Annotated in this window: 27 protein-coding genes and 1 pseudogene; 10 read left to right on the top strand and 18 right to left on the bottom strand. The window is 69.3% G+C overall.

Annotation, left to right across the window (positions count from 1 at the left end; translation table 11 throughout):
* Position 1 precedes the first annotated feature (1 nt).
* Positions 2-931, top strand: a complete 930-nt coding sequence (locus tag ON37_RS30315) for an alpha/beta hydrolase (protein ID WP_051032330.1) — start codon at positions 2-4, stop codon at positions 929-931.
* Between the two features lie 442 nt (positions 932-1,373).
* On the opposite strand, the gene ON37_RS30310 is transcribed toward ON37_RS30315, so the two are convergent.
* The 3 genes from ON37_RS30310 to ON37_RS32620 all read right to left on the bottom strand — a co-directional run bounded on the left by ON37_RS30310 (position 1,374) and on the right by ON37_RS32620 (position 3,521).
* Positions 1,374-1,712, bottom strand: a complete 339-nt coding sequence (locus ON37_RS30310) for a histone-like nucleoid-structuring protein Lsr2 (RefSeq protein WP_040724476.1) — start codon at positions 1,710-1,712, stop codon at positions 1,374-1,376.
* 378 nt (positions 1,713-2,090) lie between these two features.
* Entirely contained in the window at positions 2,091-2,588 is a 498-nt protein-coding gene (gene msrC, locus ON37_RS30305) for a free L-methionine (R)-S-oxide reductase MsrC (RefSeq protein ID WP_040724474.1), read from the bottom strand.
* A 132-nt stretch (positions 2,589-2,720) separates the two neighbouring features.
* Positions 2,721-3,521, bottom strand: a complete 801-nt coding sequence (locus ON37_RS32620; protein WP_245553578.1) for a GTP-binding protein — start codon at positions 3,519-3,521, stop codon at positions 2,721-2,723.
* A 78-nt stretch (positions 3,522-3,599) separates the two neighbouring features.
* On the opposite strand from ON37_RS32620, the gene ON37_RS30295 reads away from it, so the two are divergent.
* Positions 3,600-4,058, top strand: a complete 459-nt coding sequence (locus ON37_RS30295; RefSeq protein WP_051032329.1) for a Zn-ribbon domain-containing OB-fold protein — start codon at positions 3,600-3,602, stop codon at positions 4,056-4,058.
* A complete protein-coding gene (locus tag ON37_RS30290; RefSeq protein ID WP_040724472.1) occupies positions 4,051-5,253 on the top strand; it encodes a lipid-transfer protein in 1,203 nt (400 codons plus the stop codon). Before ON37_RS30295 ends, ON37_RS30290 begins: the two co-directional genes overlap by 8 nt.
* 59 nt (positions 5,254-5,312) lie before the next feature.
* Here ON37_RS30290 and ON37_RS30285 read toward each other — a convergent pair whose 3' ends face one another.
* Entirely contained in the window at positions 5,313-5,936 is a 624-nt protein-coding gene (locus ON37_RS30285; RefSeq protein ID WP_040724470.1) for a nitroreductase family protein, read from the bottom strand.
* A 194-nt stretch (positions 5,937-6,130) separates the two neighbouring features.
* Here ON37_RS30285 and ON37_RS30280 point away from each other — a divergent pair, with 194 nt between their 5' ends.
* Together ON37_RS30280 and ON37_RS30275 are read left to right on the top strand one after the other, a co-directional pair.
* Positions 6,131-6,442, top strand: coding sequence for a DUF3618 domain-containing protein (locus tag ON37_RS30280; protein ID WP_040724468.1), 312 nt, complete (start codon positions 6,131-6,133; stop codon positions 6,440-6,442).
* 23 nt (positions 6,443-6,465) lie between these two features.
* Positions 6,466-6,699 (top strand): annotated as a pseudogene (locus ON37_RS30275) (DUF4235 domain-containing protein).
* A 6-nt stretch (positions 6,700-6,705) separates the two neighbouring features.
* Here the strand turns inward: ON37_RS30275 and ON37_RS30270 are convergent.
* The 4 genes from ON37_RS30270 to ON37_RS30255 all read right to left on the bottom strand — a co-directional run bounded on the left by ON37_RS30270 (position 6,706) and on the right by ON37_RS30255 (position 9,502).
* Positions 6,706-7,311, bottom strand: a complete 606-nt coding sequence (locus ON37_RS30270) for a maleylpyruvate isomerase family mycothiol-dependent enzyme (protein WP_040724467.1) — start codon at positions 7,309-7,311, stop codon at positions 6,706-6,708.
* A gap of 58 nt (positions 7,312-7,369) precedes the next feature.
* Positions 7,370-8,344: an RNA polymerase subunit sigma-70 gene (locus ON37_RS30265; RefSeq protein ID WP_040724464.1), complete on the bottom strand. Its 975-nt coding sequence runs from the start codon at positions 8,342-8,344 to the stop codon at positions 7,370-7,372.
* Between the two features lie 94 nt (positions 8,345-8,438).
* Positions 8,439-9,050, bottom strand: a complete 612-nt coding sequence (locus ON37_RS30260) for a malonic semialdehyde reductase (protein WP_040724461.1) — start codon at positions 9,048-9,050, stop codon at positions 8,439-8,441.
* Positions 9,051-9,082: 32 nt separating this feature from the next.
* Positions 9,083-9,502 carry a nuclear transport factor 2 family protein gene (locus ON37_RS30255; protein WP_040724458.1) on the bottom strand — a complete coding sequence of 140 codons (420 nt, stop codon included), beginning with the start codon at positions 9,500-9,502 and terminating at the stop codon, positions 9,083-9,085.
* A gap of 185 nt (positions 9,503-9,687) precedes the next feature.
* Here ON37_RS30255 and ON37_RS30250 point away from each other — a divergent pair, with 185 nt between their 5' ends.
* Both ON37_RS30250 and ON37_RS30245 read left to right on the top strand, forming a co-directional pair.
* Positions 9,688-10,470 (top strand): SDR family NAD(P)-dependent oxidoreductase, encoded by a 783-nt coding sequence (locus tag ON37_RS30250; protein WP_040724567.1) that lies wholly within the window; start codon positions 9,688-9,690, stop codon positions 10,468-10,470.
* Between the two features lie 15 nt (positions 10,471-10,485).
* Entirely contained in the window at positions 10,486-11,004 is a 519-nt protein-coding gene (locus ON37_RS30245; RefSeq protein WP_051032328.1) for an acetyl-CoA carboxylase biotin carboxyl carrier protein, read from the top strand.
* A gap of 10 nt (positions 11,005-11,014) precedes the next feature.
* Here ON37_RS30245 and ON37_RS30240 read toward each other — a convergent pair whose 3' ends face one another.
* Together ON37_RS30240 and ON37_RS30235 are read right to left on the bottom strand one after the other, a co-directional pair.
* Positions 11,015-11,401 carry a lipocalin-like domain-containing protein gene (locus ON37_RS30240; protein ID WP_040724456.1) on the bottom strand — a complete coding sequence of 129 codons (387 nt, stop codon included), beginning with the start codon at positions 11,399-11,401 and terminating at the stop codon, positions 11,015-11,017.
* 17 nt (positions 11,402-11,418) lie between these two features.
* The gene (locus ON37_RS30235) at positions 11,419-11,940 is read right to left on the bottom strand and encodes a luciferase domain-containing protein (protein ID WP_040724453.1); all 522 of its coding nucleotides are present in this window, start codon (positions 11,938-11,940) and stop codon (positions 11,419-11,421) included.
* A 93-nt stretch (positions 11,941-12,033) separates the two neighbouring features.
* Between ON37_RS30235 and ON37_RS30230 the strand changes: the two genes are divergently transcribed.
* Complete coding sequence (locus ON37_RS30230) at positions 12,034-12,405, top strand: winged helix-turn-helix transcriptional regulator (RefSeq protein ID WP_040724563.1); 372 nt, start codon at positions 12,034-12,036, stop codon at positions 12,403-12,405.
* Here the strand turns inward: ON37_RS30230 and ON37_RS30225 are convergent.
* Genes ON37_RS30225 through ON37_RS30195 form a run of 7 tightly spaced genes read right to left on the bottom strand, consistent with a single transcriptional unit; the run spans position 12,384 to position 19,049 of the window.
* Complete coding sequence (locus tag ON37_RS30225; protein WP_040724451.1) at positions 12,384-13,145, bottom strand: alpha/beta fold hydrolase; 762 nt, start codon at positions 13,143-13,145, stop codon at positions 12,384-12,386. The genes ON37_RS30230 and ON37_RS30225 overlap by 22 nt on opposite strands.
* Before the next feature lie 11 nt (positions 13,146-13,156).
* Positions 13,157-14,392 (bottom strand): FAD-dependent oxidoreductase, encoded by a 1,236-nt coding sequence (locus ON37_RS30220; RefSeq protein ID WP_040724449.1) that lies wholly within the window; start codon positions 14,390-14,392, stop codon positions 13,157-13,159.
* On the bottom strand, positions 14,380-15,312 hold the full coding sequence (locus ON37_RS30215) for an MBL fold metallo-hydrolase (RefSeq protein WP_051032327.1): 933 nt from the start codon (positions 15,310-15,312) through the stop codon (positions 14,380-14,382). The genes ON37_RS30220 and ON37_RS30215 overlap by 13 nt, the downstream gene beginning before the upstream one ends.
* Positions 15,309-16,259 carry an aromatase/cyclase gene (locus ON37_RS30210; protein WP_040724446.1) on the bottom strand — a complete coding sequence of 317 codons (951 nt, stop codon included), beginning with the start codon at positions 16,257-16,259 and terminating at the stop codon, positions 15,309-15,311. Before ON37_RS30210 ends, ON37_RS30215 begins: the two co-directional genes overlap by 4 nt.
* Positions 16,256-16,519 (bottom strand): acyl carrier protein, encoded by a 264-nt coding sequence (locus tag ON37_RS30205; protein WP_040724444.1) that lies wholly within the window; start codon positions 16,517-16,519, stop codon positions 16,256-16,258. Before ON37_RS30205 ends, ON37_RS30210 begins: the two co-directional genes overlap by 4 nt.
* A 50-nt stretch (positions 16,520-16,569) precedes the next feature.
* A complete protein-coding gene (locus ON37_RS30200) occupies positions 16,570-17,784 on the bottom strand; it encodes a ketosynthase chain-length factor (RefSeq protein ID WP_040724441.1) in 1,215 nt (404 codons plus the stop codon).
* Entirely contained in the window at positions 17,781-19,049 is a 1,269-nt protein-coding gene (locus ON37_RS30195) for a beta-ketoacyl-[acyl-carrier-protein] synthase family protein (RefSeq protein ID WP_040724439.1), read from the bottom strand. The genes ON37_RS30200 and ON37_RS30195 overlap by 4 nt, the downstream gene beginning before the upstream one ends.
* 204 nt (positions 19,050-19,253) lie before the next feature.
* Between ON37_RS30195 and ON37_RS30190 the strand changes: the two genes are divergently transcribed.
* Together ON37_RS30190 and ON37_RS30185 are read left to right on the top strand one after the other, a co-directional pair.
* Complete coding sequence (locus ON37_RS30190; protein ID WP_040724435.1) at positions 19,254-20,930, top strand: acetyl-CoA carboxylase carboxyl transferase subunit; 1,677 nt, start codon at positions 19,254-19,256, stop codon at positions 20,928-20,930.
* 16 nt (positions 20,931-20,946) lie between these two features.
* Positions 20,947-22,305 (top strand): acetyl-CoA carboxylase biotin carboxylase subunit, encoded by a 1,359-nt coding sequence (locus ON37_RS30185; RefSeq protein WP_040724432.1) that lies wholly within the window; start codon positions 20,947-20,949, stop codon positions 22,303-22,305.
* Positions 22,306-22,317: 12 nt separating this feature from the next.
* On the opposite strand, the gene ON37_RS30180 is transcribed toward ON37_RS30185, so the two are convergent.
* Positions 22,318-23,304 (bottom strand): AfsR/SARP family transcriptional regulator, encoded by a 987-nt coding sequence (locus tag ON37_RS30180; protein ID WP_083893406.1) that lies wholly within the window; start codon positions 23,302-23,304, stop codon positions 22,318-22,320.
* Between the last annotated feature and the right edge of the window lie 126 nt (positions 23,305-23,430).

Below are 23,430 nucleotides of genomic sequence, written 5' to 3'. Positions count from 1 at the left end.
TATGGATCGTGAGCTGCAACCGTTCGTCTCGTTGTTCCCGGCGGCGACCCTCGGTGACCCCGTCCGCGCCCGCCGTGGCCTGGCCCAATTGTCCGCCGCGCTGCCGGTGCCCGACGCCGCGGAGCTCGAGATCACCGACCGGGTCCTGCCCGCCGATCCCGGCATTCCGGTGCGGGTGTATCGCCCCCGCACACCGCAGGGGGCGGTGGTATGGCTGCACGGCGGCGGATTCGTGATGGGCGATCTCGACACCGAGCATCCGTGGGCGCTGCGAATCGCCACCGAAACCGGTGCCACGGTCGTGTCGGTCGGCTACCGGCTCGCGCCGGAGAATCCCTATCCGGCAGCGCTGGACGATGCTTTCGCCGCCGCGGCATGGGTATCGAAGAATGCCGATGAGCTCGGCGCCGACCCGGCCCGCATCGCCGTGGGCGGCCACGCCGCGGGCGCGAATCTGGCGGCGGCAGTGGCGTTGCGGGCGCGTGACGAGGGCGGGCCGGCGATCTGTTTCCAGTTGCTCAACCAGCCCGCCCTCGACGATCGGCAGGAGTCGTGGTCGGCACGCGCCTTCACCGACACCGTGTTCATGACGCGGGCCAAGGTGACCGAAAGTTGGAGTCACTACCTCGCGGGCCGGCCCGGCACACCGTACGCCGCCCCCGCCCGGGCCGCCGACCTCACCGGGCTCCCACCCGCTTACATCGCCACCGCGGAGTACGACCCGAATCGCGACGAGGCGCTCGCGTACGGATTGCGCCTGCTGCGGGCCGGCATATCGGTGGAAATTCATCAGTGGCCGGGCACCTTCCACGGTTCACAGGCGGTGCTCACCGCGGACGTGTCGCGGCGGCAACTCGCCGAATTGTCCGGCGCACTGCGCCGCGCCCTCGCGATGCCGGACGCCGAGGAACTGCTCACGCCGTCGCCGTGACCGTTGCGCAGGTGGGACCGCGGTCACCGAGCTCGCCGCGCGCGGTGAGCTACGACGGTCGACGCGGACCGTCGACGGTAAGGAGGTGGAACGCGGTCCTTTGGGCGGAGCCGAAGTTGTTGTCGGACAATAGGACAGCGGCTGCCATCGGGCAAGCCCGACCCTCAGGGGCACGCCCTCGACACACTGCGAGTCCACGCCGTGCGCGCCGAAGCCGAACAGCAGCCGCTTGGACAGGGGCTGCGCGGTCGGCCCGGCCGGGAGCACCGCGCATCGGCAGTGGTGCACCGCTGCCGGGGCGATGCCCAGCGCAACGGTTTCGCGCGGACGAGGCTTGGCCGCCCAGCGCCGCGACACCCGCCCGCTCCCACCAGATTCCGTCTCGGTCGATGGGCGGGCACGCCGCCTTCGCGCTGCGAACCCGTCGGTGGCTCTACCGGTCTCAGTTGGCCTTGTTGTAGGCCTCGATGATGTCCTTGTGGATGCGGCCGCGGCTGGAGACCTCGTAGCCGTTGTTGCGGGCCCATTCGCGAATCGCGGCGGTTTGTTTGCGATCGGGAGTGGTGCGCGGGCCACCGATTCGGCTCGCGCCGCGGCGGTTTCGGCCGACCTTACGGGCGGCCTGCGTCCACTCTTCGAGCAGTCCGCGCAGTTTGTCGGCATTCTTCGTCGACAGGTCGATTTCGTACTCCACGCCGTCGATGCCGAAAAGCACCGTCTCGTCGGCTTTCGACTTGCCGTCGTAGTCGTCCACCAGCTCGACGATGATCTTCTTGGCCATGAAGCACCTCTCGCTCAGCTCGTACGTGACGCCGCGAAATATTAGTCTCCCGTTGCCGCTGCGCCCCAGCGGGTGTCGCACAACCGCCGACGGGAGCCGCCGGAGGTTAGCTGAGCGGCGGCCGGTCGGGTCCCACCCAGTGGTCAATTTTATGAAACGGTGTTCTTCCACAAGGTTGCCGGGATAGGTTCACGGCTACGCCGGACACGCGGCGATGAGGAAAAAGTCGGAGGACCCGTGGAATTTCTTGGCTCTGTAGCCGGGCTCGCCCAGATGATCATCGGCACCATCCTGGCCAACACCGGATCCGGCGGTTCCGGCTCCGGCTGGTGACGGGGACCGTTCGGCTCGCCCGCCGGCGAGCCGAACGGTCTCGGATCACGCGCGCGGCGCTGTCACCGAGGCGACGTATATCGCTGCGATGGCCTCCAGTCCGGCCTGGTCGGCCGGGCCGAAGCGGTCCGGTTCGGGACTGTCCAGATCGAAGACGCCCAGCAGAATGTCGTTGTGCACCAACGGGACGACGAGTTCGGACCGGCTCGCCGGATCGCAGGCGATATGGTCTGCGACCGCATGGACATCGGCGATGCGCTGGGTGCGTCGCGTGCGCGCCGCGGCCCCGCACACCCCTCGGTCCAATCCGATGCGGACACAGGCGGGCTGTCCCTGGAACGGCCCGACGACGAGTTCCCGGCCGTCGAAGAAGTAGAAACCCACCCAGTTGACGTCGGGCAGACCGTGATAGACCAGGGCGGAGATATTGGCCGCGTTGGCAATTCGGTCGTGCTCGCCTTCGACCAGCCCCCGGGCGGCCGCCGCCAGTTCGCGATAGCGTTCGGCCACCGCGCTGTCGGCATCGAGATCGGTGGCGCTCATCGGGTCGCGGGCTCGGAGTGGCGGTGGTTCACAGCGATCCTCCTGGCAGATTGTTCCGTGCAGAGTGTTCGGTCGGATTCGACAGTAGTGAGCACGGCCGGTCCGCGCCCGCCGAGCATCGGCAGCGCCGGGTCAGTAGTCGAGGGCGTGCTCGGGCTGGCACACCTGCAGCGGTGAGGGGAGAAAGCGGACGATCGCATCCAGTAGCGCGCCGCGGTCGTCTCGATGCGGCGCAGGATCGCAGAGAACCGGCACCGCATCGCCGATCCGCGTGCGGTCGCGGATGCGGTCGTACAGCCACTCCGGCCGGAGCCCGCGCGGTCGGGCGTCCGGCGCGCTGTCGTTTTCGAACACGGCCTCGACGAGTCGCCGATATCGGTGTTCGGCCGCTGCCCATCGGCCGCCGAAGAATTCCGGTGCCGTCGGCTCGAGCTCCCACATCCGGACCAGATCGAGCACACCGTCGAATTCGGCGCCGATGCCGAGGGGTAGGTGCACCGGCACCGGCACCGCGCCGCGGGCGTCGGCGATCGTGCGGACGCTGCGGTCGAAATCGGCGCCGGGGCGGCCGAGTCCGGTCACCAGGCACAGCCGGGCGACCTGGTGGTCGTCGGCCACTCGCAGAGCCGTCTCGAGCCGGCGAGTGTTCGCGGTCGCCGCGTCGACGACCACGACCAGGCCGTCGGCCACCCGGATCGAGCGCTCGAGTTCGGCGGCCGGGATCTGGGTCGACAGTTCGGCGAGGCGGATCGTGTGGGTGGCGTGGTCGGCCACCCAGTGGATCGGGCGCCCGCCGATCGGGAGGCGGGCGGTCAGCCGGGCCACCGGCCCCGGGTCGCCGACGATCGTGACGTTGCGAATCGATTGCGGCTCAATGGCTTCGATGCCCATCGTGTTGCGATACTCCAGATCGACCCGAGGATGACGTGCCACCCCCGATCCGGTCCCACCGTACTCGCCGGTGGGGATCCGCGGTGCCGAATTGCTCGCCAAAATAGAACGTGTTCCTATATGGTCGGCCCTGTGCAGAAAGAACAACGCCCCGCGGTGGACGGCTGGTTCACTGCGGACGACGGCGCGGTCCGCCTGGTGGGAAGCCGCTGTGAGGTCTGCGGCACGCCGTACTTCCCCCGCAATACGCTGGCCTGCCGCAACCCGCAGTGCGCGAGTGCGAAGGACGGGTCCGAGCTGGTCGAGTACCTGCTGTCCACGCGTGGCCGGATCTGGTCGTACGCGGACGCCCGGTACAAGCCACCGGCACCCTATGTCTCACCGGATCCGTTCGAGCCGTACGTGGTCGCGGCCGTGGAACTCGAGGTCGAGCAGATGGTGGTCCTCGGGCAGGTGGTGCGCGGTCTGACCGTCGACGACCTGGCCGTCGGCATGCCGGTCGAATTGACCCTCGGCGTGCTGTACGAGGACGAGGACGCCGAGCACACGGTGTGGATGTGGAGGCCGGTCGATGCCTGATTCGAACGCTCGCGATATCGCCGTCCTCGGCGCCGGCATGCACCAATGGGGAAAGTGGGGGCGCAATTTCGTCGAATACGGTTTGGTCGCCGCGCGTGCGGCCCTGGCGGACGCCGGCATCGACCACCGCGATGTCGGCTACATCGCGGGTGCGGACACCATCCGCAACGGATATCCCGGATTCGTCTCGGGCGCGACCTTCGCGCAGGCGCTGGGATGGTCGGGCGCGCGTATCTCCAGCAGTTACGCGGCCTGTGCGTCCGGGGCGCAGGCCATCGCGAATGCCCGCGCGCAGATCCTGGCCGGGCTGACGGATGTGGCGCTGGTGGTCGGCGCGGACGCCGCGCCGAAGGGCTTCTTCCAGCCGGTCGGCGGGGAGCGCCGCGACGATCCGGACTGGCTGCGCTTCCACCTGCTCGGGGCCACCAACCCCATCTATTTCGCGCTCTACGCGCGCCGACGAATGGCGCTGCACGGCGCGACCCTCGACGACTTCGCCGCGGTCAAGGTGAAGAACGCCAAGCACGGCCTGAACAACCCGTACGCCCGCTACCGCAAGGAGGTGTCGGCCGAGGAGGTCGCCGCGTCGGCGATCGTGTCCGACCCGTTGCGGCTGCTCGATATCTGCGCGACCAGCGACGGCGGTGCCGCGCTGGTACTCACCTCGATGGACTATGCGCGCCGGCGCGGCATCAGCGATCCGGTCCGGATCCGGGCACTGTCGACCGTGACGCCGACGTTCCCGAAGACCGTGCTCGATCTGCCGGATTTCGCGACCGACTCCGCGGTGGCGGTCGAGCCGCCGCCGCACGCGTTCCGGTCGGCGATCGCGCACGCCGCCTACGAGGAGGCGGGTCTCGGGCCCGCCGATCTGTCCTTCGCCGAGGTCTACGACCTGTCCACCGCACTGGAACTGGACTGGTACGAAGACATCGGACTGTGTGAGACGGGCGGCGCCGAGGAGCTGCTGCGCAGCGGCGCAACGACTTTGGGCGGGCGGGTGCCGGTCAATCCGAGTGGCGGACTGGCCTGCTTCGGCGAGGCCATCCCCGCGCAGGCGATCGCCCAGGTCTGCGAGCTCACCTGGCAGCTGCGCGGCCGGGCCGACGGGCGCCAGGTGGACAACGCCCGGGCCGGCATCGCGGTGAATCAGGGTCTGTTCGGGCACGGCTCGGCGATCATCGCCATCCGCTGAGGTTGCCGTTGCCGAAGGCCCGGGCAGTGCCCGGGCTTTCGGCGTTCACCGGCCGGGAGTCACCAGCCGTCGACGTGCAGTACCGAGTCCAGGTCGGCGCGTGGTCCGGGGCGGAAATCGGTGCCCTTGGTGTAGGCGATCGGCAGCAGGACGCCCTGGCGCACGTCGGCCGGAATGCCGAGAACCTCCGCGACTTCCCGTTCGTATTCCAGATGCAGTGTGGTCCAGGTGGTTCCGAGTCCGCGGGCCCGCAGTGCCAGGGCCAGACTCCACGCGGCGGGTAGCAGCGAACCCCACAGACCGGCCTGATTACCGGAGAGGTCGGCCCCGCCGGTGTCGATGGCGCCGATCATCAGGACCGGGACCTCGGCCATCACCTCGCGCAGGTAGTCCGAGCTGGTGGCGATGCGGGCGGCGGCCGCATCGGCCGGTTCGCCGCCGGCTTCCCGGTAGGCCAGATGCGAGCGCCGGTAGTACTCGGCGACGCGGGCCTTGAGCGCCGGGTCGGTCACCGCGATCCAATGCCATTTCTGACGATTGCCGCCCGACGGCGCCTGCAGGGCCACCTCGAGCGCCTCGCGAATCACCTCCATCGGCACCGGCCGGGTCAGGTCCAGTCGACGGCGCACGGCGCGGGTCGTGGTCAGCAGCTCGTCGGGGGTGAGCGGCAGCAGATCGGTCACTACGGATCTCCTTCTGATCGACTGTTCGATGCAAGGGGGCCCGGCGCGCGTTTTGTTCCCCGGGGCCGGTATTCGCCGCGCCCGGTGTCGTCGCCGGATTCCGGGGTATCGCGAGCACAACCGGATATCGGCGGTCCGTTCGCGGGCGGAGCGGGTCGCACGATTCGAACGGCGCCCGGAGGAGATGGTGGCAGATGTCGCAATCCGGCAACGGCCGATCTTCGGTGTCGCACCCGGGGACGGCGATCCCGAGCGACCCGGAGGCACTGCGCTACGACCGCGATCTGACCCGTGCGGAGCTGAGCGAGACGGTGGCGGCGCTGACCGCCAAACTCGACGTGCCCGCCCGGGCGCGCGATCGGATGCACCGCAGCGCGCAGATCGCGCAGGGCAATGCCGATCGGGCGGCCCAACTCGCCCGGCAGATCCCGCTACCCGCGGTCGGGCTGACGGTGATCTCGGCATTGGCCGTGTTATGGATCGTGCGTAGGAGGCGGTCGTCGTGAAGCTGATCTACAAACCGCTCGGGATGGTGGTCAGTGTGCTGGGCGGACTGCTGGCGTCGCTGCTGTTCTCCCGGCTCTGAGTGCGGCTCACCGGCGAGGACGAGGCACCCAGCGCCACCGCGCCCGACCACACCTGGCGGGAGGTGCTGGCCGCGGCGGCGCTGCAGGGCACGATCTTCGGCCTGGTGAAGGCCGCGGTCGACCGTGCCGGTGCCAGCGGCTTCCGCAAGCTCACCGGTACCTGGCCGGCGAGCTGAGCGTCCTCACTCGACCGGCAGGGGGCGGCGCCCGGTGACGGTGAGCAGAATGTCCTTGGCGCTCATGCTGATCGGTGTGCCCGTCCCGATCCCGACGGACGCGTCGGTCGCTTCCAGGCGCCGCCCGGCCAGGTCCACACCGAAGTAGCGCAGCGACTTCGCGGTGGAGTTCTCCAGCACCGCGGCGATGCGTTCCGGTGGTGCGGGCGGCAGCCCCAGCGGCTCGGTGATGTCCAAACCGTGGATCACATCGTGGCTGAGCGCGCCCGCCACGCCGCCGCCCGGTGGCCGCCAGGGGTGGCGGATGTTGTCCCGCAGCGACGCCAGAAGTTCCGCATCGCTCAGGCGGGCCGTGTCGGCCCGGGCGGCGCGATCGGCGTAGCGATCGAAGGAGAAGCGGGCCGCGATGATGCCGCGCAGAAACGCGGGCGTGGAGGTCCGGTAGGGCATCGTCATATGCGCGACGACTTCGCGCACCCGCCAGCCCGCGCACAGCGAGGCGGCATCCCATTGCCGCGGCGTCAGCGCGGCCAGCAGCTCCGCGAGACGGGTGCGTTCGGCGATGACGTGTTCTCGCAGGGTGGCGGTGTGGTCGGTTCCGGTATCGGTCATGGCTGCCGTTTCGTCGTAGGGGAGGGGTCCCTGCTGTTACGAATCGGGCGGCCGGAATTCATCGGTGCGCGGCCGAATCGACGGTCGGCGGCAGCCCGAACTCGGCGAATCGGTCGCCACTGCCGAAGTAGGTGATCTGCTGCGCGACGAGTCCGGAGCGGGCGCCGAGCGCCAGCAGCGCGAACGGCCGCAGCACGCCGTCCGGGTCGGGGCGGTACTGGCCGAATCCGATCGACCCGTTCATGGCGACCGGCACCAGCCGGTCGCCGGCACACGCATCGCCGGCGGCGAACACCGCGACGATGGTGTCCCGTCCGCTCAACCGCCAGGCCAGCGGCGGCATGCCCGACCGGGCGTCCTCGCACAGCAGTGCCGCGAGGCCTTCGACGTCATGGTTCTCGAAGGCCGCGACGTATCGGGAGATCACTTCGCGATCCCGGGGGTTCTCGGGATCGAGAACCTCGGTGGCCTGTTCCGGCACCGAACTCAGGGTGGCGCGGGCACGCTGCAGCGCGCTGTTCACCGCGGCCGGGCCGACCTCGAGCATCTGCGCGGTCTCGGCCGCGCTGAACGCCAGCACATCGCGCAGGACCAACACGGCCCGCTGCCGCGGCGGCAGGTGCTGGAGCGCCGCGACGAACGCCAGGCGCACCGACTCGCGCCGCACGATCCGGTCGGCCGGATCGAGCACCCGGCTGTCGGGTATCGGGTCGATCCACCGGTCGGGCGGGAGTACGGCATCCGGATCGAAGCCGGTGGCGTCCGGGCCCTCCCAGAACAGCATGCGGCGGCGCGCCGAGCGCAGCATGTCCAGGCAGATGTTGGTGGCGATGGCATGCACCCAGGTGGACAGCCGAGCGCGACTCGGGTCGTAACTGTCGAATCGGGTGTAGGCGCGGATCAACGTCTCCTGAGCGGCGTCGTCGGCATCGGCGGCCGAGCCGAGCATGCGGTAGCAATACCCGGTCACCGGGATCCGCAAGGACTCGAGTTGGTCGGCCGCCGTCGCCGGCCCGCCCGCTGTTGCGCTCACCGTCCCATGCTCGCACAGCGGCCGGGGACGACGGCCGCTCGACGGGCGGGCGGAATCCTCCCGTACCGGGTGTCCGCCTCGCCCGATGCCGAGGTCAGACGGTCGTGACGACCTCGTCGTAGCTCAACCGCGGCGAACGCGGATACCAGGCGTCGGGTCCGGGCTTGCCGATATTGACCACCACCAGTGCGGTGTGGCTGCCCTCGGGGAAGAACTCCTTGTCCACCCCGGCCGCGTCGAACCCGTTCATCGGGCCCGCCGCCAGCCCGGCGGCCCGGACGCCGAGGATGAAGTACCCGATCTGGATGAGCGCGTTGAAGCGCGCCGATTCGGCTCGGTAGTCGTCGTCGGCGAAGTAGTCCTTGGCTTCGGGTGCGTGCGGGAAGAGCTTCGGCAGATGGTCGTGGAAGTTGAGGTCGGCGGCCAGGATCGCGGTCAGCGGCGCGCTCGCGGTCTTCGGCTTGTTGTTGTCGAGCATGTGCTCGACCAGGGCGGCGCGCGCTTCGGGGCCGCGGACCAGCACGATTCGCAGCGGCTGCTGGTTCATCGAGGTCGGCGCGTATTTGATCAGTTCGTAGATCTCCCGGATCTGTTCGTCGGTGACGGGTTCGTCGGTGAACGTGTTGGCGGTGCGGGCTTCACGGAACAGCAGGTCCTGCGCGTCGGCGGCCAGGGCGAGGTGGGTGGTGGACGGTACCGTGCTCACGGCGGAACTCCTTCGGTGGCTGGGGTTTTCGGTCAGTCGTGGGTGACGCGGCGGGATCGGGTGCGCAGCTCACCGTCGATGCGGACGAGGACGTCGTGCACCACGCAGCTGGGTGCGATCTCCGGTTTCGCTCCCGGGCGGATCTTGACCACCAGGCAGTACGAGGTGGCCACGATGCGGCCGTCGTCCTGCGGTCGCAGATCGGTCATGTTGAACCAGTGCCGCCGCTGCATCGGATCGCTGTCGAACCGCTTGTGGAACTCGGTCAGATCGGCCACGATCCCGGCGCGCGTGCGGGCCGGGGGCCGCCCGGGGGTGTGCTCGAATTCCGCGTCCTCGGTGAAGGTTTCGGCGTACCCGGTGATGTCGCGGTTGTCCAGGCGCTGCATCTGGTCGGCGTAGAACTGTTGCACCTCGGCATACAACTCGGCGCGGCTGGCGACGGTGGTCATGGACGGCTCCTCGGAAGACGGTGTCGGCTGCCCGGATCGGGCGGGCCGCGGGCACGGTTCACGGTGGCCGACGGCGCTCGAGCGTCGGTCGAGTCGGCCCCGGTTTGACCGGATCTATAGGCCGCTCGGCGACTCTGGTGGCCGGATGGGCCGGTGTCACCGGATTCAGTACCGATGGAGGAGATATGGCGGAAAGTCAGCGCGTCGCCCTGGTCACCGGAGCGACCAGCGGAATGGGCCTGCAGATAACGAAAAATCTCGCCGGGCAAGGTATTTCGGTGTTCATTTGCGCGCGCGACGGGCAGCGGGTGGCGGAAACGGCCGAAAAGCTGCAGGGCGACGGGTTCGCGGTGGACGGGGTGGCCTGCGACGTCCGGGACGCCGCGCAGGTGCGGGAATTCGTCGATGCCGGGGTGCGCCGGTTCGGCCCGATCGACATCCTGGTCAACAACGCCGGACGCAGTGGGGGCGGGGTGACCGCGCAGATCGACGACGAGCTGTGGCTCGATGTCGTCGAGACCAACCTGCACAGCGTCTTCTTCGCCACGAAGGCCGCACTCACCGCCGGCGGCATGCTCGACCGCGGCAGCGGCCGCATCGTCAATATCGCCTCGACCGGCGGTAAGCAGGGCGTGGTGCACGGTGCGCCGTACTCCGCCGCCAAACACGGTGTCGTGGGCTTCACCAAGGCGCTCGGCCTGGAGCTGGCCAAGACCGGCATCACGGTGAACGCGGTCTGCCCGGGATTCGTGGAAACCCCGATGGCCGAACGGGTTCGGGAGGTGTATTCCGAGCTGTGGGGTGTCGATACCGACGAGGTCCACGCGCGGGTGAGCGCCCGGGTTCCGATCGGGCGTTACGTGCAGCCCGAGGAGGTGGCGGCGATGGTCGACTACCTGATCGGGCCGGGTGCCGCCGCCGTCACCGCACAGGCGTTGAACGTCTGTGGCGGGCTGGGTAACTACTGAGCCGGGAGGACCATCGTGACGACCCCGGACGGCACCACGACCGACGATCTCGAGCCCACGACCGAGCTCGGTCACGCCCAGCACGACTACTTGCGGATTCTCGATGCGATCCAATCCGGTGCGCTGCGACTGCTGAGCGGATTTCCGCAGCAACCCAGCGGACTGCGTATTCAGGTCGGTGAGGTGACCGTGGAAGCCCAGTGGCCGCAGGCTTCGGCCGCGCCGGTCGCGGGTGCCGTGCCGGATCTCCCCGCACCGGCGGAAGCCGCTGCTGGACAACGAGTTCCGGCCGCCGATCCGGTCATCGCCGCACCCAGTATCGGAGTGTTCTACCGGTGCCCGGAGCCCGGCGCCGAACCCTTCGTCGCGGTCGGTGACCGCGTTTCCGCCGGGCAGCAGGTCGCCATCGTCGAGGCGATGAAGCTGATGATCCCGGTCACGGCGCCGGCGGGCGGGGTGGTGACCGCGATCCTGAAACAGGACGGTGAACCCGTGCAATTCGACGAACCTCTGTTCTCGTACCGGCCGGAGTGACCGCGCCGAATCAGGACGGGCGGGCGGCCCGGCGCCAGGTCAGAATTCGGCGCTGGGCTCGCCCGTCCACCTGTGCTGTGCCGATCAGCGTGAGCACATCGCCGCGCAGCGACATCTGCCGCACCTGCTCGGTGCCCGCCCACGCCGGATTCGAGCACACGGCGATCGCGTGCAGCACCGTCGCGCCCGCCACGCGCCAGGTGCCGGCGTAGCCCATGAACGGTGCGGTGGGCGCGCCGTCGGTGCGCATCATGCTGACCGAGACGAATCCGTGCGCGGTGTAGATCAGCAGCCCGCGCGGGTCGGCACCCAGCGGGCCCTCGCTGCGGATACCGGCATCGTCGATGTCGTAGTAGGACACCAGTTCCCAGGTTCCGACCAGATCTGCGGCAGTCATGGCACCCACCCTCGCCGTCACCGCTCGAAGCACGCTCGAGCGGCGCGGCCGCCGCCGGTGCCGCGCGCATAGGTGTAGGCGCCGCGGACCAGCAGCCAGACCTGCTCGAGTTCATCGGCGTCTCGCGGCCCGTAGACCATGAGCAACGAGGCCGGCAACAGGCCGGTATGGGCCATGGGATGCGGTTCGGCCCACCCGCCGGCGATCGCCGCGCCGGCGAGCCGCGCCGGCAGGCACAGGTGCAGGCTGCCGTCGCCCGGACCGTGCAGATGTGCGAATTCCGTTCCCGCCAAGAAGGATTGCGCCGGGCCGTGGGCGAGGTCCGGAGTCAGATGCAGGGCCCGGGTGTCGGGGAGCGAGACCAGACTGGGCCCGGCCACCACCCCGGGGAGTGACCGCATGCGGGCCCAGAGCGATTCCTGCAGCCGGATTCCCGCGTTCTGGCTCAGTTGCTGGTGCGGATTGTGCGGTCGGGTCAGCGGGCGTTCGCCGCGACGCCGCGGCAGATCCGTCCGCCCGTTCGCTGTCGCCGGTGTCATCACTGTGCTCCTCTCGCGCCGAAAAGCGGTGCCAGACCACAGTAGTTTCCGAAGTATAGTAGTTACCTAATGGAAAGTGACGAGGAGTCCACCATGACGTCCGCTCGCTCGGAACCAGCTCTCGACCCGTGCCCCATCTCCCCGGTGGTCGACCTGTTCTTCGGCCGCTGGTCCACCCAGGTGCTGTGGGTGCTGATCCACGACGGCCGGATGCGGTTCAACGAACTACAGCAACGCGTTTCGGGCGTCACGCCCAAGGTGCTCACCCAGCGGCTGCGCCAGCTCGAGCGGGACGGCCTGGTGGAACGCAGCTACCACGCCGAGGTACCGCCGCGGGTGGAGTACGCGGCCACCGCGCTGGCCGCTACCCTCACTCCGCTGTTCGACGGGCTCGCGCGGTGGTCGAACGAACATCTGGCCGAGGTGCTCGCGGCCCGCGCCGCCTACGACGCCGGTGCGCGCTGAGCGGCCAATTCGCCCAGCAGCGTGGCGAATTCGTCCGGCATCGTGAGCATGCAGTCGTGACCGGTCGGCAGGATCTTCAGGCGATCGGCGGGCAGATCGGCCGGCGGGAGGGTCCGGGGCATCGCGGCGCGCATGGCCTTGAAGTCCTCGCCACCCTCGCTGCAGTGGATATGGGTCACCGGGATCAGCGCGAGCTCGTCCGGGTTGCGCAAGGTCAGCGGTTGCTGGAACGTCTTCAGCGACTGGGCGGTCAACATCGAGGCCAGCCAGCTCAGATCGGGTTCCTCGGTGACGCCGTTGAGGCCCCCGTCGCCCATCGGCTCGGTCACCGGCGGAACCCGCCAGCCCTCGCCGGTCGCCTCGGCCGCGGCGGCGAACGCCGCCACCATCTGCGGCATGATGTCGGCGACCGATTCGCCGTCGCGCGGGACGAAGGTGTCGACGTACACCAGGTGCGCGATGCGCCGCGGCAGACGGTCGGCCAGCGCGGTGACGACGATGCCAGCGTAACTGTGCCCGACGAGGATCATCTCCCGCAGATCCTCGGCGACGACGAGTTCGGCGAGATCGTCGACGTGGGTGTCCAATCCGACGTCCGGGCCGAGCAGCGGTGCGCGCTCGCCGAGTCCGACCAGCGAGGGCGCGAGAACGCGGTGGCCGGCGGCTTCCAGCAGCGGAGTCACCCGCTGCCACACCCAGCCGCCGTGGAACGCGCCGTGGACGAGCAGATAGGTCGACACGATCGAATCTCCTATGTGGTCGAGACAGTGGGTTTTCCGGCGACCGCCGGGGGTACGTGCTCGGGCCGGATGCCGAGCCCGATGACCCGTGCGATCACATGCGACAGCCCGGGCAGGCGGCGCAGCAGCCGGGCCAGCAACGGTCTGTCGGTATTCGGCCGGGAGGCGTCCGGATAGAGGTCCGCGAGCAACCGCAGTTGCGCGAATTGCACCACCCGCATCGGGAATTCGCGGCGGCGCTGGACCGCGCGCAGCTGTCCGGGCGTCGGCGTGCCCCCGGCCGCCAGCGTCGGGCCGAGCAGACGCGCGGTGGCGATCGCGTCCTGTACCGCGAGATTGATGCCGACCCCGCCCGCCGGTGACATCGCGTGCGCGGCGTCACCGATCGCGAGCAGGCCGGGGCGGTACCAGCGCCGCAGCCGGTCCACCCGGACATCCAGCGGTTTGACATCGTCCCAGTCGCGAATCTCGTTCTCCAGCTGCGGCTTCCACGCCGGATAGATCGCCGCCAGCCCGGCCCGGAAGGCGTCGAGGCCGGCCGCCCGGATCGCGTCGAATCCGCCCTTCGGAATCATGTAGGCCACCTGCAGGTAGTCGCCGCGATCGATCGCGACGACGAAATAGCCACGCCCACTTCGGACGGTCGGCGTCGCGTCGCCCGCCGGTTTGCCGATCCGGAACCAGAGCACGTCCATCGGCGCCCGCCCGGCCGCCACCTCGAGACCGCCCCGGGTGCGGGCCAGCGAACGGCGTCCGTCGGCCGCCACCACCAGCCGGGCCCGCACCTCGAGCGACCCGTCCGGAGCCTCGGCCCGCACCCCGACGACGGTGTCGCCGTCGCTGACGAAGCCGGTGACCTCGGCGCGTTGGACCAGCCGGAAACCGGGATAGCGGCGGCCGACGTCGGCCAGGAAGTTCAGCACATCCCACTGCGGCATGAACGCCACGAACGGGAACCGGCCCGGCAGCCTGCGGAAGTCGGCGAAGGTCACCGGGCCGAGTTCGGTCAGCATCGGCAACCGCGGGGCGCGACTGTGCGGCAGGCGCAGGAACTCCTCGGCGACCCCGAGCTCGTCCATCGCCGTCAAGGTCGACGGATGCACGGTGTCCCCGCGGAAGTCGCGCAGGAAGTCCGGATGTTTCTCCAGCACGAGCACCTCGGCTCCCGCCCGGGCCAGTAACACGCCCGCGACCAGCCCGGCCGGCCCGCCGCCGACCACACAGACGTCGACACTCACGCCGCGCACGCAGGCACCTGCCCGTTGTTGTAGGTGATCATCTCGTCGAAGACGGCCAGGACGTCCAGCGGCGCCCCGGGGGCGGCGCCGTCGAGTTCGGCGTAGGCCCGATGGAGATTGCCGACCACGCGTTCCGAATCCAGCAGATCCTCGAACTCACCGAGCCCGGCGTCGCGGGCTATCTCGAGCGGCGACAGGCCCAGCGCGCGGCCGTCGGTCGCCACCCGGCGAATCCATTGCAGATAATGCGTCGTCCGGTCGAAGATCTCCGGACCGGTGACCGGGCCGTGGCCTGCCACCACGGTCTCGGCGCCCAGGTCGGCGAGGGCGCGCACCGCGGCCAGGCTGCCGTCGACCGAGCCGAACAGGCAGAACGGCGCGGCGCCCGACATCACCAGATCGCCGGCGAACAGCACCTTCTCCGCCGGCAGCCACGCCACCACATCGTTGGTGGTGTGCGCGGCCGGGCCGAGATGGATGAGCTCGACCCGACGCCCACCGACATGCACCGTCATCCGGTCGGCGAAGGTCACGGTCGGCAGGGTGACGCGCACATCGCCCCACTGGACCTGCGGCCACAACTGGGTCAGCGCCAGGCCGGTGTCGATCATCTCGGCCCGGATCCGCTCGTGCCCGATGACCGTCGCGGCCGGCCCGAACAAGTGGTTGCCGAAATTGTGATCGCCGTGGTGGTGGGTGTTGACGACGGTGCGGGCCGGGCCGCCGGCCACCCGATCGACCAGGTCGATCAGGCCGCGGGTGCGGGCTTCGGTGGCCAGGGTGTCGATCACCATCGCCCCGTCGGGCCCGGCCAGCACTCCGGCGTTGCTCACGCACCAGCCGCCGTGACCGTGGGTGTAGGCGAACACGCCATCGGCCACCTCCTGGATCACCGGCACAGCGGCATCGGAGGTTCGGGCCGCCGTCATGACGCCGATTTCGCGGACTCGGCGCGGCGGGCCGCGATGTAGCGGACCGCGCACAGCAGCGTGTTGCGGCTGTTGGTGCCCAGGGCCTCACCGAGATAGGCGCGGGCATCCGCGAGATCGGTATCGGCACCGAGGATTTCGCGTGCGGCTGCGGGATCGATCGCGACGGTGTGCCGGGCCGTCACCACCACCCCGGCCGGATCGTCGGCGAATTCCCAGGCGCCGCTGTGGCCGATCAACATCGCCGGAGGCAGCTGCTGTTTGTAGTCGATCCGTTCGTCCGGCACACAGACCCGGATGGATTTGGTGGTGTGGGCGATTCCCCCGGCGGTGACGGTGTCCATCTCCATCTCCTGCACGCCGTTCGCATCTTCGGTGAGCACGACGCGATCGACATGCGGAACGTGGTCGGGCCAGCGGTCGCTGTGGTAGACGAAGTCGTACAGTTCGGCCGCGGAGGCTTCCAGTGTCACGCGGTCCTCGAAGCCGACGACGATCTCGTCGACCGGATACCCGAGTTCGGCGATGCGCGCCAGCGCGGCCAGTTCGCTGATGCTGTTGCGGTCGACCGCGCCGGCGACCACGTCCGGTTCGACGCCGTCGGTCACGGTGAAGGAGTGATCGAGGGTGACCGTGGTCGTCCGCGGGCCGTCCGCGGTGAATCGCCACTGCCCGCCCATCGAGGCGATCGGCGCCCGGCTGCGTTCCTGTTCGAACGTGATCGCCAGGCCGGCGGGGTCGAGGGTGCGCCGCGAGGTCCAGTCGGTCACGCTGCCGTTCACCGTCGCCCACAGCCGGAAACGTTCCTCGTCCGCCCCGCGGTGCAGGTGCCGGACCAGTACCGTGGGGGCGAAGATCACCGGCCATCGGGTGACGTCGGCGACCAGGCCGTAGACCTCGGCCGCCGGCGCCTCGACGACGCGGGTATGGGTCATCCGAATCGTCATGCCACACCCTCGAGTTGGTCGTTGACGATGTCGATCAGCTCGCGTGGGGTCTTCACGTCGATGAGTTGTTCTTCCGGGACCGTCACCCCGAACTCGCGCTGGATGCGGGATGCGGTCTCGATCAGGGCGAGCGAGTCGTAACCCAGCTCTTCGAATTCCACGTCGGCGATATCGCCGGCGAGTTCGGGCGCGTCCTCGTCGCCGCCCGCGCAGGCTACGAGGATCCGGCGCAGGGTGTCGATGGTCATGGTCATGGTCATGATCTGCTCCTGGTTGGGTTCGGACGGTTGGTCGGGTTGTGCACCGGCGACTAGCGCGGCTGGGCGCGGACCACCACGGCGGAGTTGAATCCCCAGCGCCCCCGGGCGAGCACCAGACCGGCCCGCACCTCGGCGGCTCGGGGTTCGCCGCGGACCAGGTCGATGCGGCAGTCCGCGGCGAGTTCGGTCGTGCCCGCGGTCGGCGGGACGGTCGCATCGCGCATGGCCAGCAGACAGGTGACGATGTCGAGCGGGCCCGCACCGGAGAACAGCCGGCCGGTCAGCGGTTTCGTCGCGGTGACGGGTACCGCGTGCGGGCCGAACACCGCTTCCAGCGCCGCCGCCTCGGCGCGGTCCGCGGCCGGGACACCGGCGGCGTCGGCGAACACGACGTCGATGTCGTCGCTGCTCAGTCCGGCGTCGGCGAGGGCCAGTTCGATCGCCCGCTGCAGACCGGGCGACCGCGGCGAGCCGGGCGGCGGATCGAAGGTCTGGGCATAGCCGGCGATCTCGCCGTAGACCTCGGGCACGCCCCGGGCGCGGGCCGCGGCGGCATCCTCGAGCACCAGCATGGCACCGCCCTCACCGGGGACGTTACCGGCCGCACGCACATCGAACGGCAGATATGCCTGCGCGGGATCGGTTGCGGTGCTGACGGTTCCGGCCGCGATGTGCGCGGACCATCCCCACGGGTCGAGCGCCGAGTCGACGCCACCGGTCACGACGAGCGGGGTGCCGCGCCGCACGGTGCGCCGGGCATGGCCGATCGCGTCCAGCCCGCCGGCCTGCTCGGCGACCAGGGCGCTGCTCGGACCGCGCATCCCGTGCCGAATCGAGATCTGACCGGTGTTCACGGCGTAGAACCAGGCGAACGATTCGTACACGCTGACGTGCTCGGAACCCAGCGACCACAGTTTGTTGAATTCGCGATGGGTGAATTCGAAACCGCCGGAAGCGTTTCCGGTCACCACACCCATGTCGTAGTCGGTCAGCGCGCCGGTATCGACCTTCGCGTCGTCGAGCGCCCACTGGGCCGCCACCAGTGCCATCCGGGTGGACACGTCGGTTTGCGACAGCAGCCGGGTCGGCAGATGCTCGGCGGCTTCGAAGTCGGCGACCTGGCCCGCCAGGGTCGCGCTGAAGCCGTCGGTGTCGAACCGGGTCAGCGGTGCGATCGCGCCGCGACCGGCCAGTACGGCGTCCCAGAACTGTTCGAGCCCCAGCCCGTTCGGCGCCACCACGCCCATTCCGGTCACCACACTCATGCCGCCACCTCCTGCGGCCGGCGCAACACCATGGCGCTCTGGAAACCGCCGAAGCCGCTGCCGACACTGAGCACGGTGTCGATGCGGTGCTCGCGCGCGGTGATCGGAACGTAGTCCAGGTCGCACTCCGGATCCGGCTCGTACAGATTCGCCGTCGGCGGCACGACCTGATGCTGCAACGCGAGCAGGCAGGCCGCGATCTCCACCGAACCGATCGCGCCGAGCGAATGCCCGACCATCGACTTGATGGAGCTCATCGGCGTGCGGTAGGCGTGCTCGCCGAGACTCCGCTTCACCGCCGCGGCTTCGTGGCGGTCGTTCTGGCGCGTGCCGGAACCGTGCGCGTTGACGTAATCCACCGCTCGGGGATCGACCCGCGATTCGTCGAGCGCCACCCGGATCGCCTCCGCCATCTCCCGGCCGTCGGCCTTGAGCCCGGTCATGTGGTAGGCGTTGCAGCGGGTCGCGTACCCGGTGATCTCGGCGTAGATGCGCGCACCGCGCCGGCGCGCGCTGTCGTACTCCTCGAGGACGAACATGGCCGCGCCTTCGGCGAGCACGAATCCGTTGCGCGATCTGTCGAACGGGCGGGAGGCGTGTTCGGCGTCGTCGTTGCGCGGGGTGGTCGCCTTGATGGCATCGAAGCAGGCCACCACGATCGGGGTGATCGGGGTGTCGGCGGCGCCGGCCAGCACCACATCGGCCGAACCCTCGCGGATCAACTGCACGGCGTGGCCGACCGAGTCCAGGCCAGACGTGCAGCCGTTGGACACCATGGCGACGGGTCCCTCGGCGCCCACGCTCCAGGCCACCTCGGCGGGCATCACACTCGGGACCATGTAGTCGAACATGTAGGGCGACAGGTGTTTCTGGTCGACCACCCAGTTGCGCCCGGCGTCGGACAACACCAGATATTCCTGTTCCAGGCTCGTCGCCGCGGCGACAGCACTGCCGAGGCTGACACCGATCCGCTGGGGATCGAGGGTGTCGATCGCCAGCCCGCTGTCGGCCACCGCGTCCCGTGCACACACCACCGCGAACTGCGCGGCCCGGTCCATCCGCCGGATTTCTCTGGGCGACAGGCCTTCCCGGACCGCGTCGAAATCCGCTTCACCCGCGACCTGCGAGCGGTAGGGCGACGCGTCGAAGAAGCTGATCCGCCGGGTGGCTGTGCGGCCCTCGGACAGCAAGGCCCAGAATTCGTCCTTGCCGTTTCCGCCGGGGGCACGAACGCCGAGTCCGGTCACGACCACGCGGCGGCTCATGCCGAACCCCCGAATGCCTTGATGTGCATAGCTGTTTCCCCTTCCACCGGTGACGGCACCGCGATCACCATCAGCGTGCGGGGAGCCGCTCCAGCATCGCTCGAGGACGACGGTCGAGCTGTCCTCGAGTGGCCGCCGCGAAGCTGAACACACCGCCTCGAGCCGTCCGGGCTCGCCGTGGCCGATCGAGCACAGGAGATACCCGTGAAGAAGCCGGAAAGCTCCCCTACCGCGGACTGGGTGCTCTGCCCGGGCTGCCGGACCATGCTGTACCGCAAGCGTTTCGAACGAGATCTCGGCGTCTGCGGTGAATGCGGGCGACACAGCGCGCTCTCGGCCGAGCAACGCCTGCGCCTGCTCGCCGACGGCGGCCGATTCCGGCCGCTACCGATCGTGGCGACCGACGACGACCCACTCGGCTTCCACGACGTCGAGCCGTATCCGGATCGGCTGGCTCGTGCCCGGGCCCGCACCGGTCTGCGGGACGGCGTCGTCTGCGCGAGCGCCCGGATCGAGGGTTCGCCGGTGATCATCGCGGCGATGGACTTTCGCTTCCTGGGCGGCAGTCTCGGCACGGCCGTCGGGGAGATGATCACCGCCGCCGCGGAAACCGCCCTGGCCGAGCGCATTCCGCTGCTGATCGTCACCGCCTCCGGCGGCGCCCGGATGCAGGAAGGACCGCTGTCGCTGATGCAGATGGCGAAGACGAGCGCGGCACTCGAACAGCTGGGCCGCGCCGGCATCCTGACCATCAGCCTCATCACCGACCCGACCTACGGCGGGGTCGCCGCGTCGTTCGCGACGTCGACGGATGTGCTGATCGCCGAACCGGGCGCCCGCCTCGGCTTCGCCGGCCGCCGAGTCATCGAGCAGACGATCCGGCAGCAGCTGCCCGCGGAGTTCCAGACCGCGGAATTCCTGCTGAGCCGGGGTCTGGTCGACATGATCGTGCCGCGTGCCGGGCTGCGCTCGGTGCTGGGCTCGCTGCTGCGCCTCGCGGGACCGGTCGACCCGACCGGCGACCGTGGCGAACCGGCGGAGCTCGTCACCGATCCCGATTCCCTGGCCGCGACCGACCCGTGGGCGCAGGTGCGCGCCGCGCGGGAGACGACGAGGCCTACGGCGCTGGACTACATCGGCCTGGTCTTCGACGGATTCGTGGAGCTGCGCGGCGACCGGATCGGTGGCGACTGCCCGGCGATCGTGGGCGGGCCGGCCTGGCTCGGCGGGCAACCGGTCATCGTCCTCGGACAGCAGAAGGGCCGGGATCCGAAGGAGTTGATGGCGCGCAACTTCGGCATGCCCACCCCCGCCGGCTACCGCAAGGCGGCGCGGCTCATGCGACTGGCCGAGAAACTCGGTCTTCCGGTGGTGGCGCTCATCGATACGCCGGGCGCCTACCCCGGCGCGGCGGCCGAGGAGCAGGGTCAGGCCATCGCGATCGCCGAGAACCTCCGCCTGATGTCGGGCCTACGGGTGCCGGTGATCAGCGTCGTCATCGGCGAAGGCGGCAGCGGCGGTGCGCTCGCGCTCGGGGTGGCCAATCGGGTGCTGATGGCGGCCGACGCGACCTATTCGGTGATCAGCCCCGAGGGCTGCGCCGCGATCGTATGGAACGATCCGGCCGCGGCGCCCGATGCCGCGGCGGCACTGCATCTCACAGCCCGCGAGTTGCTGCGGTTGGGGATCGTCGACGGCGTGCTCCCGGCAGCCGATACCGGTGGCGCCGTTGCCCGGCAGCAGGCGGCGGACCGGCTTCACCACGCGCTCGTCGAGTCGTTGTCCGCCCTGATCGGGCGCAGTGGCGAGGAATTGGCCGCCGAGCGTCGCGCTCGGTTCCGTCGATTCGGCGCACCGGTGGCCGCCCGCTCGGTGGCGTAACGGATTGCGAGACATCATGTTCGACAAGCTTCTCATCGCCAATCGAGGCGAGATCGCACTGCGGGTGGCCCGCACGTGCCGCGAACTCGGGCTGCGCACCGTAGCGGTCTACTCGGCGGCCGACCGGGACTCCGCGGTCGTGGACTTCGCCGACGAGGCCGTGCGGATCGGGCCGGCGGCCGCGAAACGCAGTTACCTCGATGCGGCGGCCGTGCTCACCGCCGCCGAGATCACCGGTGCCGACGCGATCCATCCGGGGTACGGATTTCTTTCGGAATCACCGGATTTCGCCGACGCGTGCCGAGCCGCGGGCGTCCGTCTCATCGGGCCGCCGGCCGATGTCATGGCCGAGCTCGGCGACAAGCAGTCGGCGCGGACGCTGATGGCCAAGGCGGGTCTTCCGTTGCTGCCGGGCAGTCTCGACGCGGTGGAATTCGACGAGGCGCAGACCCTGGCGCAGCGGATCGGCTTCCCGGTGATCGTGAAGGCCGTCGCCGGCGGCGGCGGTCGCGGGATGACGGTGGTGCACGAGGCCGGCGACTTCCCGCGTGCGTATCGCGAGACCCGGGCCGCGGCGCGCATGTTGTTCGGCGACAGCCGGGTGTACGTCGAGAAGTATCTGGAGCAGGCCCGGCACGTCGAGGTGCAGGTGCTGTGCGATACCCACGGCGCGGGAATCCATCTCGGCGAACGAGATTGCTCGGTGCAGCGCCGCCAGCAGAAGCTCGTGGAGGAGTCGCCGGCGGCCGGACTGCCGGACGGACTGGCCGCGCGCATCGGCCGTTCCGCGGTGGCGGGTGTGCTCGCGGCCGGATACACCGGCGCGGGCACCGTCGAATTCCTGGTCGACGCGGCGGGCAACTATTACTTCATGGAGGTGAACTGCCGGATACAGGTCGAACACCCCGTCACGGAAATGGTGACCGGTATCGATCTGATCGCCGAGCAGATCCGGATCGCGGCGGGTGAGCCGCTCGGCCGGAGCCAGGACGACATCCGGCCCGTGGGCGCCTCCGTCGAATGCCGGATAAACGCGGAGAACCCGGCCGCCGGTTTCGTGCCGACGCCGGCCGTCGTTTCCGAATTCACCCCGCCGGGTGGTCCGTTCACCCGTGTCGATTCGCATCTTCGGGCCGGTTATTCGATACCGCCGAACTATGATTCGCTGCTCGCCAAAGTGGTGGTCTGGGCGCCGGACCGCGCCGCCGCCATCGCGCGGATGCGCCGGGCGCTGGGTGAATTCCGGATCAGCGGAGAACGCCTCTGCACGACCCGGGAATTTCTCCTGGAGGTGCTCGACCGCCCGGAATTCCGCGCCGGTACGCACACCACCGCGCTGGTGGGCGAGATGCTCGGCGAGGCCGGCGCGGAATGATCGGGTGGGGGGTCAGGCGGGCGTCGCGGAGACGTCGTATCCGGCGTCCGCCTGCCAGCCGATCAGGTATCCGGCGTGCCGGGATTCGAGCATCGCGGTCACCGTTTCGTCGGAGGCGTTCAGGATGTCGTAGTGCAGTCGCTGCAGCTTCACGCAGGGATCCAGCCCGAGTTCGCGCTGCAGTGCGCGGGCGAAGTGGTGATAGGACTCCAGGGCGCGGTGCCGGCGCCCGGACCGGCACAGCGCGTACATGTAGTAGGCCTGCAATCGTTCGTGCAGCGGCTGTTCCACCGTCAGTCGCGCCAGGTCGGGGCACACTTCGCGATGTCGGCCGAGCCGCAACTCGGCCTCGATGCGCAGTTCCAGATTGGTCAGCCGCAGTTGATCCAGATGCGAGAGTTCGCTCGACAGCGGTATGCCTACCTCGACGTCGAGTAACGGCGGTCCGGTCCACAGCGCCTCGGCGGCCTGGAACAGATCGACCGCGCGCCGGTCGTCGCCGGCGGTCAGGGCGCAGCGGGCGGCGTCGGTCATGGTTCGGTAGTCGCGCAGGTCGAGGACGCACTCCTGCGCGTCGAACAGATAGCCCTTGCTCCAGGTGCGCAGATATCTGTCCGCGATGTCGCTCTGCTCCAGTTCCAGATATTCGGCCATCTTCTTGCGGATGCCGAGAATATAGGTCTGTACCACCGTGACGGCGCTGCGTGGCGGTTCGTCGTTCCACAGTTCTTCGATCAGTGTGGTCACCGGAACGACCGTGGAATGCCGAATCAACAGCAATGCCAGCAATTGCCGCTGTTTTTGAGCGGTCGGTGTCGCATTACGATTGTTCAGAGCAAGAGTCAAGGGTCCCAGAACCCGGGCATAGACTGGATTCGACACGTAACGCCCCTTTGTAAGCACAATTTGCCGTTCGGCGAGTGAGGAATCATACGACGCTGTAGACCGTTTTAGGGTACCGAGGGCATTGTGGCGAGACTGTGAACCAGCTGTGATCATATCGTAAACGACGAATGGACGATCCGGACGCCATTGCGTTTTCGCTGGTTGCCGATTAATGGTCGAGTGTCCGGAAGAAGTTGCCGAAAAAGGTCGGACGAATTTGTCGAAGATGAGGCAAACCTT

It is taken from the genome of Nocardia veterana NBRC 100344, assembly GCF_000308855.1.
Taxonomy (GTDB): Bacteria; Actinomycetota; Actinomycetes; order Mycobacteriales; family Mycobacteriaceae; genus Nocardia; species Nocardia veterana.
This window is presented reverse-complemented; position numbering and strand designations above follow the sequence as displayed.